This is a genomic window from Ruegeria sp. BF6, from assembly GCF_056538665.1.
On the sequence record NZ_JBQFTN010000009.1, the window covers coordinates 67,254 to 83,643 of the forward strand.

General features: G+C 59.0%; 19 protein-coding genes. 8 read left to right on the forward strand and 11 right to left on the reverse strand.

The features are described 5' to 3' along the window. Nucleotides 1-9 precede the first annotated feature (9 nt). Complete coding sequence (locus ACR0IM_RS17225) at nt 10-516, reverse strand: DUF721 domain-containing protein (protein WP_480594058.1); 507 nt, start codon at nt 514-516, stop codon at nt 10-12. A gap of 81 nt (nt 517-597) precedes the next feature. Between ACR0IM_RS17225 and mutY the strand changes: the two genes are divergently transcribed. Further along, a complete protein-coding gene (gene mutY / locus ACR0IM_RS17230) occupies nt 598-1,653 on the forward strand; it encodes an A/G-specific adenine glycosylase (RefSeq protein WP_480682652.1) in 1,056 nt (351 codons plus the stop codon). A gap of 59 nt (nt 1,654-1,712) precedes the next feature. Beyond that, on the forward strand, nt 1,713-2,849 hold the full coding sequence (locus ACR0IM_RS17235) for an alkane 1-monooxygenase (protein WP_480682653.1): 1,137 nt from the start codon (nt 1,713-1,715) through the stop codon (nt 2,847-2,849). 78 nt (nt 2,850-2,927) lie between these two features. Here ACR0IM_RS17235 and ACR0IM_RS17240 read toward each other — a convergent pair whose 3' ends face one another. The 4 genes from ACR0IM_RS17240 to ACR0IM_RS17255 all read right to left on the reverse strand — a co-directional run bounded on the left by ACR0IM_RS17240 (nt 2,928) and on the right by ACR0IM_RS17255 (nt 6,889). Continuing rightward, entirely contained in the window at nt 2,928-4,316 is a 1,389-nt protein-coding gene (locus tag ACR0IM_RS17240; protein WP_480682654.1) for an adenylate/guanylate cyclase domain-containing protein, read from the reverse strand. Nucleotides 4,317-4,460: 144 nt separating this feature from the next. After that, on the reverse strand, nt 4,461-5,561 hold the full coding sequence (locus ACR0IM_RS17245; RefSeq protein WP_480682655.1) for a DNA methyltransferase: 1,101 nt from the start codon (nt 5,559-5,561) through the stop codon (nt 4,461-4,463). Nucleotides 5,562-5,668: 107 nt separating this feature from the next. Then, nucleotides 5,669-6,286: a ribonuclease HII gene (locus tag ACR0IM_RS17250; protein ID WP_480682656.1), complete on the reverse strand. Its 618-nt coding sequence runs from the start codon at nt 6,284-6,286 to the stop codon at nt 5,669-5,671. A 111-nt stretch (nt 6,287-6,397) separates the two neighbouring features. Continuing rightward, nucleotides 6,398-6,889 (reverse strand): hypothetical protein, encoded by a 492-nt coding sequence (locus ACR0IM_RS17255; RefSeq protein ID WP_480682657.1) that lies wholly within the window; start codon nt 6,887-6,889, stop codon nt 6,398-6,400. A gap of 175 nt (nt 6,890-7,064) precedes the next feature. On the opposite strand from ACR0IM_RS17255, the gene ACR0IM_RS17260 reads away from it, so the two are divergent. From ACR0IM_RS17260 to ACR0IM_RS17270, 3 genes are all read left to right on the forward strand, one after another. Then, nucleotides 7,065-7,352, forward strand: coding sequence for a hypothetical protein (locus ACR0IM_RS17260; protein WP_480682658.1), 288 nt, complete (start codon nt 7,065-7,067; stop codon nt 7,350-7,352). Next, nucleotides 7,324-8,025, forward strand: a complete 702-nt coding sequence (locus tag ACR0IM_RS17265) for a winged helix-turn-helix domain-containing protein (protein ID WP_480682659.1) — start codon at nt 7,324-7,326, stop codon at nt 8,023-8,025. Before ACR0IM_RS17260 ends, ACR0IM_RS17265 begins: the two co-directional genes overlap by 29 nt. Before the next feature lie 106 nt (nt 8,026-8,131). Continuing rightward, complete coding sequence (locus ACR0IM_RS17270) at nt 8,132-9,703, forward strand: DUF427 domain-containing protein (RefSeq protein ID WP_480682696.1); 1,572 nt, start codon at nt 8,132-8,134, stop codon at nt 9,701-9,703. A 69-nt stretch (nt 9,704-9,772) separates the two neighbouring features. Here the strand turns inward: ACR0IM_RS17270 and ACR0IM_RS17275 are convergent, their stop codons facing one another. The 6 genes from ACR0IM_RS17275 to ACR0IM_RS17300 form a co-directional block, all read right to left on the reverse strand. After that, nucleotides 9,773-10,564, reverse strand: coding sequence for a DUF1217 domain-containing protein (locus tag ACR0IM_RS17275; protein WP_480682660.1), 792 nt, complete (start codon nt 10,562-10,564; stop codon nt 9,773-9,775). Beyond that, nucleotides 10,561-10,962, reverse strand: a complete 402-nt coding sequence (gene flbT, locus ACR0IM_RS17280; RefSeq protein WP_480594082.1) for a flagellar biosynthesis repressor FlbT — start codon at nt 10,960-10,962, stop codon at nt 10,561-10,563. The genes ACR0IM_RS17275 and flbT overlap by 4 nt, the downstream gene beginning before the upstream one ends. After that, nucleotides 10,962-11,336 (reverse strand): flagellar biosynthesis regulator FlaF, encoded by a 375-nt coding sequence (gene flaF / locus ACR0IM_RS17285; protein WP_480682661.1) that lies wholly within the window; start codon nt 11,334-11,336, stop codon nt 10,962-10,964. The genes flbT and flaF overlap by 1 nt, the downstream gene beginning before the upstream one ends. 77 nt (nt 11,337-11,413) lie before the next feature. Continuing rightward, nucleotides 11,414-12,625 carry a flagellin N-terminal helical domain-containing protein gene (locus tag ACR0IM_RS17290; protein ID WP_480682662.1) on the reverse strand — a complete coding sequence of 404 codons (1,212 nt, stop codon included), beginning with the start codon at nt 12,623-12,625 and terminating at the stop codon, nt 11,414-11,416. A gap of 210 nt (nt 12,626-12,835) precedes the next feature. Next, nucleotides 12,836-13,195, reverse strand: coding sequence for a flagellar biosynthesis protein FlgN (locus ACR0IM_RS17295; protein ID WP_480682663.1), 360 nt, complete (start codon nt 13,193-13,195; stop codon nt 12,836-12,838). Then, a complete protein-coding gene (locus tag ACR0IM_RS17300; RefSeq protein ID WP_480642521.1) occupies nt 13,179-13,460 on the reverse strand; it encodes a rod-binding protein in 282 nt (93 codons plus the stop codon). Before ACR0IM_RS17300 ends, ACR0IM_RS17295 begins: the two co-directional genes overlap by 17 nt. A 111-nt stretch (nt 13,461-13,571) precedes the next feature. Between ACR0IM_RS17300 and ACR0IM_RS17305 the strand changes: the two genes are divergently transcribed. The 3 genes from ACR0IM_RS17305 to ACR0IM_RS17315 are packed head-to-tail and all read left to right on the forward strand — an operon-like array spanning nt 13,572 to nt 16,389. Then, nucleotides 13,572-14,801 (forward strand): flagellar hook-length control protein FliK, encoded by a 1,230-nt coding sequence (locus tag ACR0IM_RS17305; protein ID WP_480682664.1) that lies wholly within the window; start codon nt 13,572-13,574, stop codon nt 14,799-14,801. Between the two features lie 2 nt (nt 14,802-14,803). Next, on the forward strand, nt 14,804-15,469 hold the full coding sequence (locus ACR0IM_RS17310) for a flagellar hook capping FlgD N-terminal domain-containing protein (protein WP_480682665.1): 666 nt from the start codon (nt 14,804-14,806) through the stop codon (nt 15,467-15,469). Between the two features lie 26 nt (nt 15,470-15,495). After that, nucleotides 15,496-16,389: a phosphotransferase family protein gene (locus ACR0IM_RS17315; RefSeq protein WP_480682666.1), complete on the forward strand. Its 894-nt coding sequence runs from the start codon at nt 15,496-15,498 to the stop codon at nt 16,387-16,389. Nucleotide 16,390 lies beyond the last annotated feature (1 nt).

The following is a 16,390-nucleotide window of genomic DNA, read 5'->3' on the forward strand; positions in this document are numbered from 1 at the left end:
AGCCCTTTCTCAGCGTTTTTGCTTGGATAAAACGTTACGGCCCAGACGTTCAAGGGCCGCGCGCAAATCACCATCGTGAACGTCGCGTGCGGTCCGGCCTGCCTCGGCTGCAATCTCTGGGTCAATCTTGGGTTTCGCCGGTTTCGGTTTATGGTCGAAACTGGCCTGCCCCTCGGCAAATCCGGTCGGAGCGGTCTGGGTGATGCGTACTCGGCTGATGGCGTTATAGCCGTACACCGCGTTCACCTTGCCGCGCAGCTGTTCCTTCTGCATCTCAAGCATCGGGGCCTGCGGGCCAGTGGTCAGAACGGTCAGCGTCGCGCCGATCCCTTCCCTGCCATAGCCCACCTTTACGGGTCGCGCGATAGAGGCCAGGTCCTGACCTACGATTTCGGCCCAGTGGGTCAACAGGCGCGACACAGCAAAGCCCCGGCTTTCCCCGGCGCGCCGAATCTGACCGTTCAGCAATGTCGCGGTGCGTTTGAACCCGCGGGTCGAAGAACGTCTGCGTTGCATCTGGTTTCCAACTCCTGCGCCGCTATTGTAAAGGGCGTGACACCGGGCGCCAGCGAAACCCGACAGGGAGATAGATAAAACTTGCGTGACTCTATTCAACAGGACCTGAGCGGTGCTCTGCTTGACTGGTACGACCGCCACGCCCGCGAAATGCCCTGGCGCATCGGCCCGGCAGATCGGGTCGCAGGGGTGATACCCGACCCTTATCGCATCTGGCTTTCCGAAGTGATGCTGCAGCAGACAACCGTGGCCGCCGTGCGCGACTATTTCAACCGATTCACATCGCGTTGGCCCACGGTTCAGGCACTGGCCGCAGCCCCGGACGACCAAGTCATGGGCGAATGGGCCGGGCTGGGCTACTACGCCCGCGCCCGCAACCTGCTGAAATGCGCGCGGGTTTTGACCGACGTTCACGGTGGTGTCTTCCCCGACAGCTATGACGCGCTACTGAAACTGCCCGGCATCGGCCCCTATACCGCCGCGGCCATTTCGGCGATTGCCTTCGACCGGCCCGAGACGGTGCTGGACGGCAATGTCGAACGGGTCATGGCCCGCCTTTACGACCTCCACGATCCCCTGCCCGGCTCGAAACCCTTGCTCAGGGAAAAAGCCGCCGCGCTGACGCCAGACACGCGGCCAGGGGACTATGCGCAGGCGGTGATGGATCTGGGGGCCACGATCTGCACGCCGAAATCTCCGGCCTGTGGTATTTGCCCGCTGCGCGATCCCTGTCAGGCCCGCGCAGCTGGAACGCAGTCCGACTTGCCACAAAAGTCACCCAAAAAGCCCAAGCCCACGCGGTACGGTCATGTCTATATCGCACAAAGCGACAACGGCGCCGTGCTGCTGGAACGCCGCCCTGACAAAGGGTTACTGGGCGGGATGCTGGGATGGCCCGGCTCGGGCTGGTCTGACACACCGGAGGAAACGCCCCCGTTTGAGGCGGATTGGCAAATGCTGTCTGGTGAGGTGCGACACACATTCACACATTTCCACCTGACCCTGCGTATCTGGACGGCTCCGCTGCCAGCCGGACGCACGCCCGAAGGCCTGATCCTACTGGATAAGCACGCCTTCCGCCCTGGCGACCTGCCGACCGTAATGCGCAAGGCGCACGACCTGTGGCGCAACCGATAGCCCATTGAACGCCCCGTCGGACTGTGCCTAGTCTATGCGCAATCGTTCGGAGCCCCACCATGACCGCAACCCAGTCCCTGTCTCGCTGGCAATCGGCCCTGCCCTTCTGGATCTCGTTCCTGTTGATCCCGATTATCTGGGCAACGGCGACGGCTGGCAGCTGGTGGGTCCTGCTTATCCCGATGTCGACATGGTGGGCCTTTGCCGTGCTGGACCGCCTGACCGGGCTTGACCTGAGCAACGCCGACCCCGACACGCCAGACCGCGCGCTGCGCTGGTATATCCTGCTAACTAAAGCTTGGGTTCCTTTGCAGTTCCTGACCCTGTACGGGCTGATCTGGTACGCTACCCATACTGACCACCTGTCCACGCCGGCCAAGTTCGGGTTGTTCTTCGGCATGGGCACCATCTCGGGCACAATTGGTATCAACTACAGCCACGAATTGATGCACCAAAAGGGTCGGCTCGAGCGTTGGCTGGGCGATATCCTTCTTGCGATGGTGCTGTATTCGCACTTTCGCTCCGAACACCTGCTGGTTCATCACCGCTATGTCGGCACCCCGCGCGACCCGGTTACCGCGCGCTATAATGAAGGCTTCCACCGCTTCTATCCCCGCGTCCTGAAACAATGCCTCGTCTCTGCTTTCCGTGCCGAGCGCGCAAAACTGGCCCGCAAGGATCGCCACTGGACCGACTCTTCCAACCCCTTCTGGCGATATTGGGCTCTGCAAGGCGCGATGCTTGCCCTTGCCCTAGCGATCGGAGGCCTGTCTGGACTCGCCCTGTTCCTGATTCAAGCGGGTACTGCGATCTGGCAGCTGGAACTGGTCAACTATGTCGAACATTACGGTCTGACCCGCAAACATCTGGGTCAGGGCAAATACGAGCATGTCCTGCCGCGCCATTCCTGGAACGCCTCGCAGAAGGCGTCGAACTGGCTGCTGATCAACCTGCAGCGGCACTCGGACCACCACTACAAACCGAACCGCCGGTTTCCGCTGCTGCAGCACCACTCCGAAGATGCCGCGCCGCAACTGCCCTACGGCTATCCAGTGATGACCGTCGCCGCGATGATCCCGCCTCTCTGGCGCCGGGTCATGAATCCCCGCGTTCGAGCCTGGCGCCTCCAACACTACCCCGAGGTCGCCGACTGGGCACCCTACAACCGCGCAGAAAACCCCTTACCTCAACCCTGACCGCTGCGCGCGCCAGCGCGCTGCCCGGCCCAACGATCCGTCTTGAATCTCTGATGCAGGGGAGATCGGCGGGAGCGCCTACTCTGCCATCACCCACACGTCCATCGGATTCTCCACCCCCCGGACCGCTTGGTTTTCGTGTTCGGCAAACCCGGCCATCACCTCCGGCACGCTGGCGCCTTCCTTCTGCAACTGGCTCCGCACCGAGTCGCTGATGATCACCTTCGCCTTAAAATCACGGGTCAGCGCTTCCAGTTTGGCGGCCACATTCACCGCATCCCCGATCACCGCAAATTCCAGCCGATTGGCCCCGATATCACCCAGAACCACTGCACCAAAATGGACCCCGATCCCGACGCTGATTTCGGGCTCTCCCGCCCGGCGGCGCTCAATGTTCCACCGGTCGATCACCGCAACCATTGCCCGGGCACAGGCCACCGCGTTGCTCGCATCCGATGGCGTTGGCACCGGAGTTCCAAAGGTCGCCATCAGCCCGTCACCCAGATATTTATCCAGCGTACCGTGGTGCCGAAACACCTCAGCCTCCATCCGGGCATGGAAACCGCGCAGAACCTCGATAACCTCATAGGGATCGCGCCCGGCAGCATATTTGGTGAACCCCACAATATCGATGAACAGCACCGCAATATCTTCCTTACGCACCTGCTTGAGCGGCTCGTCATTCTGACTGAGTTCATCCACAACATTCGGTGAGAAGTACCGCGACAGGTTCGCCCTTTCGCGCTCCAACCCCGCATTTGTCATCAGCAACCGGTTGAGCCGCCGCATCGACACGCCCAGCGTCACCGCAACCATCATGAATACGACTACTTCCTGGATGCGTTGGGTGGGCATGAAACTGTTGGGGTCCAACAACTCAGCCACATCCGGATAGCCGGTCAAAGCCTCCGCCACACGTTCGCTGAGCCCAGGCATCGGCATCGCAACCCACCAGGCGATGATCCACCCTGCGGTCCACATCCCCGCTGTCCATGATCCTATCGCAATCACCGTGCGCCAGGAATACGCCAGCGTTCCGGCCGCCAGAATGATGAAGAAATACTGGAAGTTATCGAACCGGTACTGCATTGCCAGCGGCCGCACATCGTCGCTGAACGGATTGGGCACAATCATTGCCGTGGTCATGATCAGCAGGTCTGCAAAAATTAGCAACAACTCGGTCCGCGATTGCCCAACACGGCCCGCCCGACGGATCAACCAACCGTTTGCGCATATCAGCAGCAGGATGAAGTGATACCACATCACATCCCATTGTGGATTGAGGTAAATCAGCAGCACACCGGTGAGTCCCATCGCGATCCAACGGGCGCGGACGGCAAGCTCAAGCCCCTCGCGCTTGTGCCTTTCCAGCGCGGCTTCCGTGTATTTGTTCTCCAGATCAAACCTGTCCGGGCGGGTCACAAAGAACCGGTCAAAGCGGGATTGGCTGGCAATGGTATCAGACATCGCTGAGGCTCCTTCACTGTGCCGCAGGATACAACAGGCGCGGATTGAGACCAGACACCCGGAAAACAAAAGACCCCGCCGAAATCGGCGGGGCAAGGCTTAGTGCCTTGTGTCAGGCCACAGGCACCGGCGGTATTGGTGAAATCAATTCATCTCGGCCCGGATTTGCTGGCGCAGAACGTCGATCGGTACTGTCTTGCCGTCGCGCTTAAAACACCAGTAGGTCCAGCCGTTGCAGGACGGAGCATTCTCGAGATGCGCACCAACCTGATGGATCGAGCCCTTGACGTTGTCGCCCACCAGCGTGCCATCGGCGCGGACCTTTGCCTTGTGGCGCTGGTTCATCGAATAAAGCTCCTCGCCCGGGCGCAGCATCCCGCGTTCGACCAGTTGGCCAAAGGGGACGCGCGGCTCGGCGCGTTTGCTGGCGCTGACTTCCAGCGCCTCGCGGTCGAATTTGCGGACCTTGGAGATGCGTTTTGCAGCCACTTTGCGATAGCTTTCCTCGCGCTCGATCCCGATGAATTCCCGGCCCAGCATCTTGGCAACGGCGCCTGTTGTCCCGGTGCCAAAGAACGGGTCCAGAATAACATCGCCCGGATTGGTCGAACCAATCAACACGCGATGCAGCAGCGACTCCGGCTTCTGCGTCGGATGCGCCTTGTCGCCGTTTTCATCCTTCAGGCGTTCATGCCCGGTGCAGATCGGCAGCACCCAGTCGCTGCGCATCTGAACACCTTCGTTCAGCGCCTTCAACGCTTCGTAGTTGAACGTGTACTTCGCACCTTCGCGCTTCGACGCCCAGATCATCGTCTCATGCGCATTGGTGAATCTCTTACCGCGGAAATTCGGCATCGGGTTCGACTTGCGCCACACGACGTCATTCAAAATCCAGTAGCCCGCATCCTGTAAGGCCGAACCCACACGGAAGATGTTGTGGTATGAGCCGATAACCCAGATCGCACCATTCGGCTTGAGCAGACGATGCGCCGCTTTCAACCACTCGCGGGTGAACTGGTCATACGCGCCAAAGCTGCTGAACTGATCCCAGTGATCATCGACCGCGTCTACCTGGCTGTTATCGGGGCGATGCAACTGGCCTTTCAGCTGCAGGTTATAGGGCGGATCCGCAAAGATCAGGTCCACCGACGCCTCGGGCAGACTGTTCATCACATCGATGCAGTCCCCGGAAAGAATCGTGTTTAAAGGGAGCGCTTTTGCGCCCTTTTTGGTGGTTGTTGTCATTTTACTGCCTCAAGTATCCACGGCGCTTTTGCGCTCATTTGGTTGAGACAAGGATGAGTCAAAGACGATTCGCCGTCAATTTCTTTTTTGAATCAGCAACTTACAATTTACTCTTGATACAAGATATTGTGGACCGGCTTGAACGAACGTCTATGGTGTGGGGTCACACCAAGATTTTGCAGTGCGTCCTTGTGTTGTTTCGACGGATAACCTGCGTTTGTCTCCCATCCATAGCCCGGATGCTGTTGCGCCAAATCCACCATCAGTTGATCGCGCCAATTTTTTGCGACAATCGAAGCAGCTGCGATCGACACCGAATGCGCATCACCTTTCACCACCGCCTGCGCTGGAATCGTTAACCCGTGCGGTATCAGGTTCCCATCGATCAGCAGGTAATCCGGCGGCGGGTCCAATGTCGCGACCGCGCGTTCCATCGCCAAGTGCGAGGCGCGCAAGATGTTGTGTTCGTCGATCTCTGCCACCGTGGCCTCAGCCACCGCGATCTCGGCTCGGTCGCGCAAGGTGGCCTCCAGCGCGGCGCGGCGCTTGGCAGTCAGCTTTTTGGAATCGTTCAACCCTTCGGGGATGTCTTCAGGGTTCAGGATCACAGCGGCCGCCACCACCGGACCGGCCAGCGGCCCGCGGCCCACCTCATCCACGCCTGCGATCCGAAGATACCCTTGCCTCGCGGCGGCTTTTTCAATTTCATAATCTGGTTTCGTCATGTCCCCCGGAAAACCGCGTTTCACCGCTAATCGCAAGAAAAAAGAGAGGGCAGCTTGCGCCACCCTCTCCCTGCACGGCGCTTCTGTGGCGCCGCTCCTGCTCGAAAATCGTTACTTGTAACTCACCCGGTATCCGTTCTGACGCAGGCAGCCTGGGTGGTACGCCCGCTTGACCTTTTTGCCATTCCAGAACCTGACCTTGCACTGGTCCGGCAGGCTATTGCTGTATTTGTAATGCTTGCTCAGGCAGTTCTTGCCCAACAGCGGTTGATCGGGCGAGAACCCATGGAAGGTGCGCAAGCATCGTTGCGGCAAGCTATAGCGCGCAACCCGTTCCGGCAGCGGGCGCACATTATGCGGCCTGTGTTTTGGCTTTGTGTGCACGTGGTTTTGGGGTGCCTTATATATGTGATTGTAGTTATTCGTAACGGTGTTCTTTTTTTTGTTTTCGTCGTTGAAGTGCTTTACCGCGACACCAAGCAGTGCGATGGCCGCCAATCCACCCAGGATATCTTCGACATCGGCTGCCCGCGCCTGCGACGCCGAAATTCCGGTGATGGCAACCGCAGAGGCCACAATCAGGGCTATGAACTTCTTATGCATGGTGCTTGTCCTTCAGTAGTCTCAGGGGCCCGGTGGCGGGCCATGTGCTCGATGCCCTGACACTGGGTCCTCCCTGCCCAGACAAGCAATAACGGCCCCCTGTTATCCGATATCAGGCCAGCCAAACCCCTTGGGTTATTGAATATCGCACCGACCCATGCGCAGGATGCGGCCTATGAAACATATCCTCTCTTCTCTGGCCCTGCTGGCCCTGATATCGCTTGGCTCTGCTGCCGCGGCGGCCGATTGTTATGCTGATTACAAGGCCAAACGGGACAATCCGCTACGCCTGCACTATGGCGTCATGCAGGTTTCGGTCTGCGACAAGGGGCAGGCAAAACGTGAAGTCGCCCAGCGCCTCAAGGGCTCAGGGTGGACCCTGCTGAACGTCATGTCCGTGTTCGGACCGGAAGGATTGGATAAAAGGAAGGCAAATGCCGGACAATTCTATCTCCGTTACTGAGGCCCGCCGATCCGGTGTCAGATTGGTCGGCGCGGGCATCGCGGCGATCGTGTTGATTTTGGTGACGGCGGCGATCTTCCTGTTCTGGACACTGCCCGATGCCAACGCCTTCAACGCGCGAGTCGAGCGGTTGTTCATCGAAAGCGACCTGACCTCGCAGACGGAAATCCGCCTGCTTGAGATTCTGGCGCAATCCGGCACCGCCTTTGCCGACACGCTGTCCAGCTATCGGATGGTGATCTTCGTATTGCTGGTCTTTGCCTCCGCCATGCTGGTGACGGCGCTGGTGTTTCTGGTGATGCTGGTGTTGCTGAACCGGCGCATGGCCCAGATCGAGCGCACCGGTATTCAGGTGACCTCATTGCTGATCAGCCGCGAGGAAAACACCGTCTACCTGAACAATATGGATTTCAAACTGACCCCGGCGGCGATGGAAACTCTGTCTGTGCTGGCTGAATCCCGTCTGGATGACGAGGTCCTCTCGGGCGTGCAGATCGAGGCGATGATTTCCGGCAAGGACGCCTCGGAATGTGACGAGGCAGCAGGCGCCACCCGGATCAAACGGCTGCGCGATGCCTTGGGCAACCAGATAGTCAGCGAGTTGCTGGTCAAGAATATCGCCAAAAAGGGCTATATGCTGTCGATCGAAAAAGACGTGATTCAAATGGTCTGATACGGCGGCCTCGCACAGGGCACGTGCGGTAAAAAGCCGGTGACACCCCTTGGAATGCAACCGCCAAAGCCCCATCCTATAAAGACTCGCGTCAGGGAGTCTGATGATGAATGTGCACACCACCCCAAAGACCAAAGGTTACGGCATCTCGGTCGAAGAGCTGACCGGGCGGGTTGCGATTTACCGCGATGACACCCTTTTGGCCGAAAGCACCAACGCCAAAGTCATGTATGAAACGCGACTGCCGGCGACGATCTATATTCCGCGCGATGACGTCTGCATCAATCTTGGCGACGAAACCGAATTGCAAACCTTCTGCCCCTTCAAAGGAACCGCGACCTATCACGATGTCATATTGGATGGTCAACGTCTGGCCAATTCCGTCTGGGCTTACGAAGACGCCCTGCCCGAAAGCACAGCCATTCAGGGCCATATCGGCTTCATGCCCGAAGCCTATACGCGGATCGATCTGGGCGAGAACAATCTGCGCGACCCCGAGGATGGCAATATCAGTGGCCCACTGATCGATTGGCTGATGCGCGGCGCGTCCGAGAACCAAACCCCTGAAGCATTCACTAAAGCCCTGGCTGAGAAAATGCTGGAACACGGGATCGCCATCCAGCGGCTCAGCATTCTGGCCTGGTCGCTGCATCCGCTGATCGCAGGCAAACACTATATCTGGGAAAAGGGCGAGGCCGAGATTTCGACCAATGTGCCCACCTATGAAATCCACGACCATCCGGCCTATATCAACAGCCCCCTGCGCCACGTGTCGAACGGGCTGGGCGGGGTACGCCAGCGGCTGAACGACGAAAACCCGCAAAACAGCTTTCCGATCATGGAAGACTTGCGCGCTAAGGGGGCAACCGATTACGTCGCCATGCCGTTACCGTTCTCGGACGGGCGAACCAACGTTCTGACCCTGACTTGCGACCATCCGGAAGGGTTCACCACCGAAAATCTGGGGCTGGTGTTCGAGTGCTCCTCGGTCATTGCCCGGTTTTACGAGGTCTTCATGCAGCGCGAAAATGCGCAGGTTCTGCTGGAGACTTACGTGGGCAAACGCTCAGGCGCGCGCGTTCTGGGGGGTGAAATCCGGCGCGGGGACGGAGACGAGATCGACGCCGCAATCATGTTCTGCGACCTGCGCAATTCCACGAGTCTGGAGGAGCAGCTCGGCCGCGCCGCCTATATCAACCTGTTGAACGAGTTTTTTGAGACCGTGTCTGGCATCGTGCATGACAATGGCGGAGAAGTCCTCAAATTTATCGGCGACGCTGTGCTGGCGGTGTTCCCGGCCGGAGACGACTCGGATTCGGCGCGTTGGAATGCCCAGCGCTCAGCCATCGAAATTGTCGAAAAACTGGGCGAGCTGCGCCTATCCGGGTCTGACACTCATTGCGATTGCTCGATCGGTGTCGCCTATGGTCGGGTCACCTATGGCAATGTCGGATCACGCGAACGGCTGGATTTCACCGTCATCGGACAGGCCGCAAACGTGGCGGCCCGATTGGGAGAATATGGCAAAAAGGTCGGTCACCGTATTGTCGTCTCGGCCGATATTCAGCCGGCTTGTGCCAATGCGTTGCCGCTGGGGGAAGTCAAACTGCACAACGTGTCCCAGCCGGTCACATCCTTTGCCCTGAGAACCTCAGCAGATGCGGTTTTGAGCAGCTAGCGTATTTTTGGACGGGCATTGCGATCGGACGAAGACCGACCGGGTTAGGTGCCGGACCCTTTTTCGCCGTCACGCCCCAAGCAGGATCAACGCGGTTTGAGCGGGTGAAATCGTGCTCTGCAACTGTGCAATCTGGCTGCGGGCAAGATACCGGTCGGTCAGCTGCGCCACCGCCGTCTCATCCGTAAACTGCGACAGATCATCCGACCCGGTCACATCCGACAGCCGGTCTTTGAACACCTTAAGCTGCCGGTCGATATCCAGCTGGGCAAAGCTGGACGGCAGGCCAAGCGCTGTTTCCATCATGCTGCGCAGCGGCGGCAGACTCATCAGATCGAACCACTTGGTGTCCGCACTTCCGCTTTGCCCGGCCAGATCGACCAGAGCGTGCTGCGCATACAGCGCAATCCGCATGGTTTCGTCGGACTCACCCACCGCGATTTCGAACCGAGATACGTCGTTGTCGCGTGCAATGTCCTCCATGAAGGTCACCAACCCCGTCCGGCGTATTTCCCCCGGCCCAAGACCGAATGCTTCGGAAAACTCCCGATACCTGCCGTCCGACAGCCGGTTTGACAGCGCATCATCGGCGGTGGTGCCATCGGACAGCACTTTTTGAATGAAGTACCGGTTGTTTATGTCGGCCTCCAAACCGAAAGCGCCCAGTGCGACCTGCAGCAAACGACGGTCCGACACTAGATCCTCAGCCGTTTGCACCTTGCCGATATTTTCCAGAAAATACTGCCTCTCCCTCTCGTTGACGGATGACGAGGAGAAGCTGTCGAGCTGCGCCTCGTAGGTGCGCTGCAGAAACCGCCAGCCCACCAAACCGCCCGTAGGAATGACAGGCTGGAATGTCATTGCTGATACGCCATCAAGCGTTCTTCGCGCGGCAACAATGCGCGCAGCGATTTCAGACACTTGTAGTATTGCTCGGCCAACAGGGCCTCGGTCGCCTCTGACAGAACGCGGCGGCTGTCCGCGTCGGTGAAGACCTGGCTCAGCTCTTCGACACGGCGCAGCAGCTGCTGACGGGCGCGATCAGGCTCTGCATCGCCGGACAACACAAGCTGCGCGGCGTAACAGACCCGCCTGACCGGGGTGTTTACCTCATCCGGGTGGATGGCGTCCCGCAAGCGCAAGACGTTTGCATCGGGCGTCATGATCGAGAACCGGCAGCGACGATCCCCGTTTTCAACAACCACACCGTTGATCAGCACCCTCTCTTTTGGTGCGAGTTTCAGAACCAGCCCGCCCATCAGGTAGCCCCCATTTGCCGAAGGCCGCGCAGCACGGCCATGTTGATCTCAAGCAGAGGTTCCACCGTCGCCTTGTTGCCCAGAACCTGGCTGCTGTGCTGCTCGGTGAACTCGGCCAGATAGAAAATCCGGGCCCGCAACTCGTTGGGCAAGGCATTGTCTGAATCCGTGACACCGCTGGCCAGAACGGTCCAAAGACGGCGATTTTCGTGCAGTGCCTGAACGAACCCGCCAAAATCCGATTTTTGCCGGGCTGCGGCAGCCTTGAGCCGGTGCGTGATCTTTGAAATCGCCTCGTATTCGGTGTCGCGCGGTGTGCGTGTGGGCGCGGAGGTCTGCGCATAGGCTCGCTGTGCAAGAGTGTGCGGTGTCACTTGAAATCCTTCCAATAGTCCGTCTTTTGGCGATCAGGGCCGGGGCGCATTTCCACGCCCCAGCCGGGTTCCGAAGGTTAACGGAACAGAGACAGGATGGACTGCGGCGCCTGGTTGGCGATCGACAGCGACTGGGTGGCCAACTGCTGCTGAACCTGCAGGGCCTGCAGACGGGCCGAGGTCTCTTCCATGTCGGCATCAACAAGCGAACCGATACCGGATTTGAACGAGTCAGCCAGGTTTGAGATGAACTCTTTCTGGGTCTCGATCCGGCCCTGCGACGAACCGAATGCAGCCGAAGCGTCAATCGAGGTGTCAATCAGGGTTTCAATCGTTGCCATAGCCGCGGTTGCGCCAGCGCCGGTCGAAACGTCAATGCCGGTCAACGCGCCCAGACCGCCCGAACCTGCGTTCACATACTGAGCCGAGAATGAGACGTCATTGCCAGTTGCGTTGGCGACCGACAGCGTGCCTGGAGTGCCCGAGTCGTAATCAACGGTCAAACCGGTGATGCCCAGTTCGTCGATCTTTGCCTTCAGGCCCACAGCGACAAGGTCACCTGTGGTTGTCGCAGCAGCGTCCGCAGCCGAGACGGTATATGAAACGACCTGATTGTTAATTGCGACAACAACCTTGTCACCCGCAGCAAAAGCGCCGCTGGATTCATCTGTCACCAGCGCAGTTGCCGAGGTTGCCCCGTTGTCGATGGTCGCGCCCACTCGGTCGTTGCCGGTCGAGGCGCCTGTCGAACCGTCAAACACCTGAGCCGCCGTATAACCGCCAGTCGACAGGTTCTGACCAGCCACAGAGATCGACGAAGCGGTCACCGCGCCTGTGTTGTCACGATCGAGCGAGGCCAGAATCGAAGCGGAACCTGAAGACCCGTCCACCAGATTCAGGCCGTTGAACTGCGCCGCACTAACAACCGAGTTGATCTGATCTTTCAGAGCGGTCACGTCGTCATTGATCTTGCCACGATCCACGTTGTCTTCCTGTGCCGCGACGATCTTACCTTTCATCTGGGTCAGCAGATCGGTCACTGTTTCAGCGGCATTCCGGGCCACTGCAACGGTCGATTCACCCAGCGCCAGGCTGTCCTTGATCGCGTTGAATCCATTAACGTCGGATTCCATGACCTTGGAGATCGCCCAGACGGCTGAGTTGTCTTTGGCAGTTGCAACGTCCTTGCCGGTCGAGATCGCGTTCTGGGTTTGTGCCAGGTTCTTGTTGACCGATTTCAAAGTTTGCAGCGCAACCATTGCGCCATTGTTGGTCAGAATGCTGGACATAGCTTTCTTCCTTTTCCGTTCGGGCCTTTTACGCCCATGCTTACCCCGCATCATCCGCGGGCTTTGACGTCTTTCTGATCAGTGCGATCCGCCGCCGGGCTGTTCGCGCCACCTGCTGATTTCAGGTGCCCGACCACCTTTGCCCCTGATCCCCTAACGGAGTGCTAAAGCGCCCAAGCCAGAAAATTCGGATTTGAATCAAACCCGTCGCTATGCCCGTTTTTCCAGCTTCGCATGGTGACGCACGGTGTATCCGTTGCGCTGGCCGTCAGCGCCATAGGTGCTGAACTCCTGCCGCACGCGACGCAATTCAGCCATGCGGCTGGCGACGGCGCGAATCCCCTCTGCCGCGCTGTTCAGCAGAGCCTGATTGCGTTCCACTTTTCCTTGCAGGCGAATCAACTCGGCACTGTCAAAAACCCGAAGCTCATTGATCGCCCCGATAAGCTTTTCCTTTTCCGGCGCCATGTGATTCAGCCAGTCCAGATCACCATCCACAAGCGCGTTACGCTCAAGGTCTAGTACTTCTTCCAAGGACTTGATCAGATCGGCATCAGCTTTGGTCGGCATTGGTTTTCTCCATCATTGACTGGATCAGTATTTCGGACAGGCCGACGCCACCGGATTCGGCCAAGGCGCGCGCCTGATGCTGCACAAGGAAAGAGGAAAACTGGTCTTCCCCTGCGCCACCGCCGAAGGATTGGCGCGCTTTGCCCATTCCGGTCGCCTTGAGCATTTCTGCGAGAAACGCCGCCTCCAACTCGACGGCGGCGGCCTGAACTTTCTGGGATGTTGTCGGCGGTTGCGGGGCGGGTGGGGTCGCAGAAACCTTCATTGCTTTCTCCGAAATTTGCATCGAACTTTCTCGATCAAAGGCGAAAGCGGTTAAAATAAACGTAACTTCCTGCGGGCAGATTTTCGGTTACACAAAAGGAGCCGGAGCAAAATGCCCAACCCTCTTTCAGCGGCGATGTCCTCACCAACCGCCGCCACGAAACCAGATGCCACCCCGCATGAGGCACGCGAATCCAAAGGCGGCATGTCCTTTCAAACGGTGATGGATCAGGACATCGGCCCGCAGTCCGGTGACGCTGAATCGGCTGACATTCTGGTTCAGGATCCGGATGCGGCGGCAGAGCTGGAGATCGTCTCGGAAGAGAATCAGGCCACAGACATTGCTGTTGCTGCGGATGACCAGCCCCCTGTCGAAACACACCCTGTTGCAACGGAGGTCGTTCCAATTCCGGTTTTGGAATCGCCTCCAAAAGAGCCCACTTTCACACCTCCGGTCGCCACGGCTGATGCTGAATCGACCGGGGACAAGCAACCGGATTTCCCGGGGGTAGAAACCCTTCGAACATCCGAAAACCCAGTGCAGCGTTCGGTACCGCCGGCCTTTCAGGCTTTGGTCTCAGGAGCCGACCAACCGAGGCGGCCACATGAAAACGTCCTTAAACCGCAGAGCCTACCGACGGGTCCGATCATCGCGGACTCTCACTCAAGAGAGACGCCGTTTCTGTCGGCAATTGCAGACCCGGTTCGGAACGTACTGCAGGCGCCGCTCACTCCCGGACCGATGCCGAAACATCCAAATACACCCGATCGCGCGCGGTCTTTAGTGCAAACGCAGCTTCTGGCATCCGACACAGCCAGCATTCAGGCCACAACGCAGCCGGTTCCCGAGATCGAAGACATACAGGCCGCCAGAGAGGCCCCGACTTTATCAGTCACACGCGACTCGGGGCCAGCGGTTCAGGCGATGACAGCCATCGCCCGCGCGGAAACAGCGCGCGCCATCGCATCTCAGATGGCAACCGCCATCAACGTAAGGCTGCATTCCGGCGCAATCGAGGTTGCGCTGAACCCCGAGGAACTGGGGCGCGTTTCGATCGTTTTGAATGGCCGCGACGAAGGCCTGCACCTGACGATCACTGCGGAACGCCCCGAGACGCTGGACATGATGCGGCGCCACCTCTCGGTTCTTGAGGGCGAATTCCGGAATTTCGGTATGGGCAACTTGTCCTTTGATCTGGGTACATCTGCCGATGCGAAACACGATGATTCTGACGGTGGTGCGGGCACCGAGATCTCGGCCCCTCAACCTGAGCACGTCGCCGAAGTCGGCCCGGCACGCCCACACATCGCCCCCGACGGGCGGATCGATATGAGGCTTTAACCATGATCACCCCAACGCAATCGACGACACAGACCAACACGCCCGCGCAGACGGCATCCAATTCACAAGCTGCATCCGTGGCATCCGACTTTGATACGTTCCTGTTGCTGATGACCACCCAGGCGCAGAATCAGGACCCGCTGGAGCCGATGGATTCCAGCGAATATGCGTCGCAGCTTGCACAGTTTTCGATGGTCGAGCAGCAGGTGCAAACCAACGAGGCGCTCTCAGAGTTGGTGCTGTCGCTAGGCGGCATCAAGCTGGAGGAGTTGGCCAATTGGGTCGGTATGAACGTCCGGACCACTGCGGCGTTTCACTTCGACGGTGAACCTGTGGCCCTGTCCGCGCAATCTGCAGAGGCGGCTGATGGCGCGGTCATGGTCATCCGTGACAGCAACGGCACCGAGATTGAGCGGATTTCCGTACCAGTAACACAAACCGACTATACGTGGGCTGGCACAAAGAGTGACGGCAACCCCTTGCCGGCGGGCAGCTATACGGCAACACTGGAAAGCTATGACGGGGATGAATTGCTGTCGACCCAACCCGTCGCAGCCTACAATCAGGTGGTTGAGGCACAGGTCGGGGACGATACTGTCTTGCTGACGCTGGAAAGCGGTCAGGTGGTACCGGTGGGAATGGTGACAGCAGTCCGAACCGGAACTTGATCTGCAGGGCGCGACAGGCCACACCTGTGCAACTACGACTCGCTTTTGTACCGGTGACCCCTCTGTCTGACCCAATTACCCCTCCGTTGGATCTTGTTGATGACCTGCGCGTTCAGGGCCTGGTTGCAGCGGATGCGCAGTTTCAGACATTGTATGGCGGGCGCACCAACCAGGTCTGGAAGGTGCTGGAAGAAAACGGCGGTAAGGTGCTGAAACTGTATCGCGCCGGACCGCGCAACCCGCTGTTCCGCAACGATGCCGAGCTGGAGGCGCTGTGCTTGACCGCCTTGGAGCCCACCGGTTTTGTTCCGCGCCTGCGCTCGGCCGGTCAACATAATCATGGCCGATGGGTGTTCTACGATCACGCGCCGGGCTCACCCTGGCGCGAGGGGTCGGCTGAGGTAGGGGAGTTGTTGCGCAAGCTCCATACGCTCGACCTGCACGTTCAGGCGCCGAAAGGCTGTAATGGCAGCGCGGATTTGGCGCGGCACGGGCAGAGAATTCTTGGTGTTTGCATTTCGAAGACGCGGGTTCTTTTAGAAGAGTTAAAGCCCAAGGAGCAGGTACCGCCTACCGCACGCACGTGCCTGATTCACGGTGACCCCGTGGCCGGGAATATTCTGACCGCACCTTCCGGTCTGACACTTATCGACTGGCAATGCCCAGCGCAGGGTGACCCGTGTGAGGACCTGGCTTTATTCTTGTCCCCGGCGATGCAGTATCTGTACCGGGGCGCGGCTCTGACTCAGGCGGAAGAGCGTCGGTTCCTGTCTGCCTATGGCCATACAGATACAGTGGATCGGTATCAACGGCTTCGCCGCTGGTTCGCGTGGCGCATGGCCGCCTATTGCCTGTGGCGTATCGAAAACGGTGCGGGCGATTACGAGAAAGGGTTAGAGCTGGAGCTGGCAACGCTCTAAC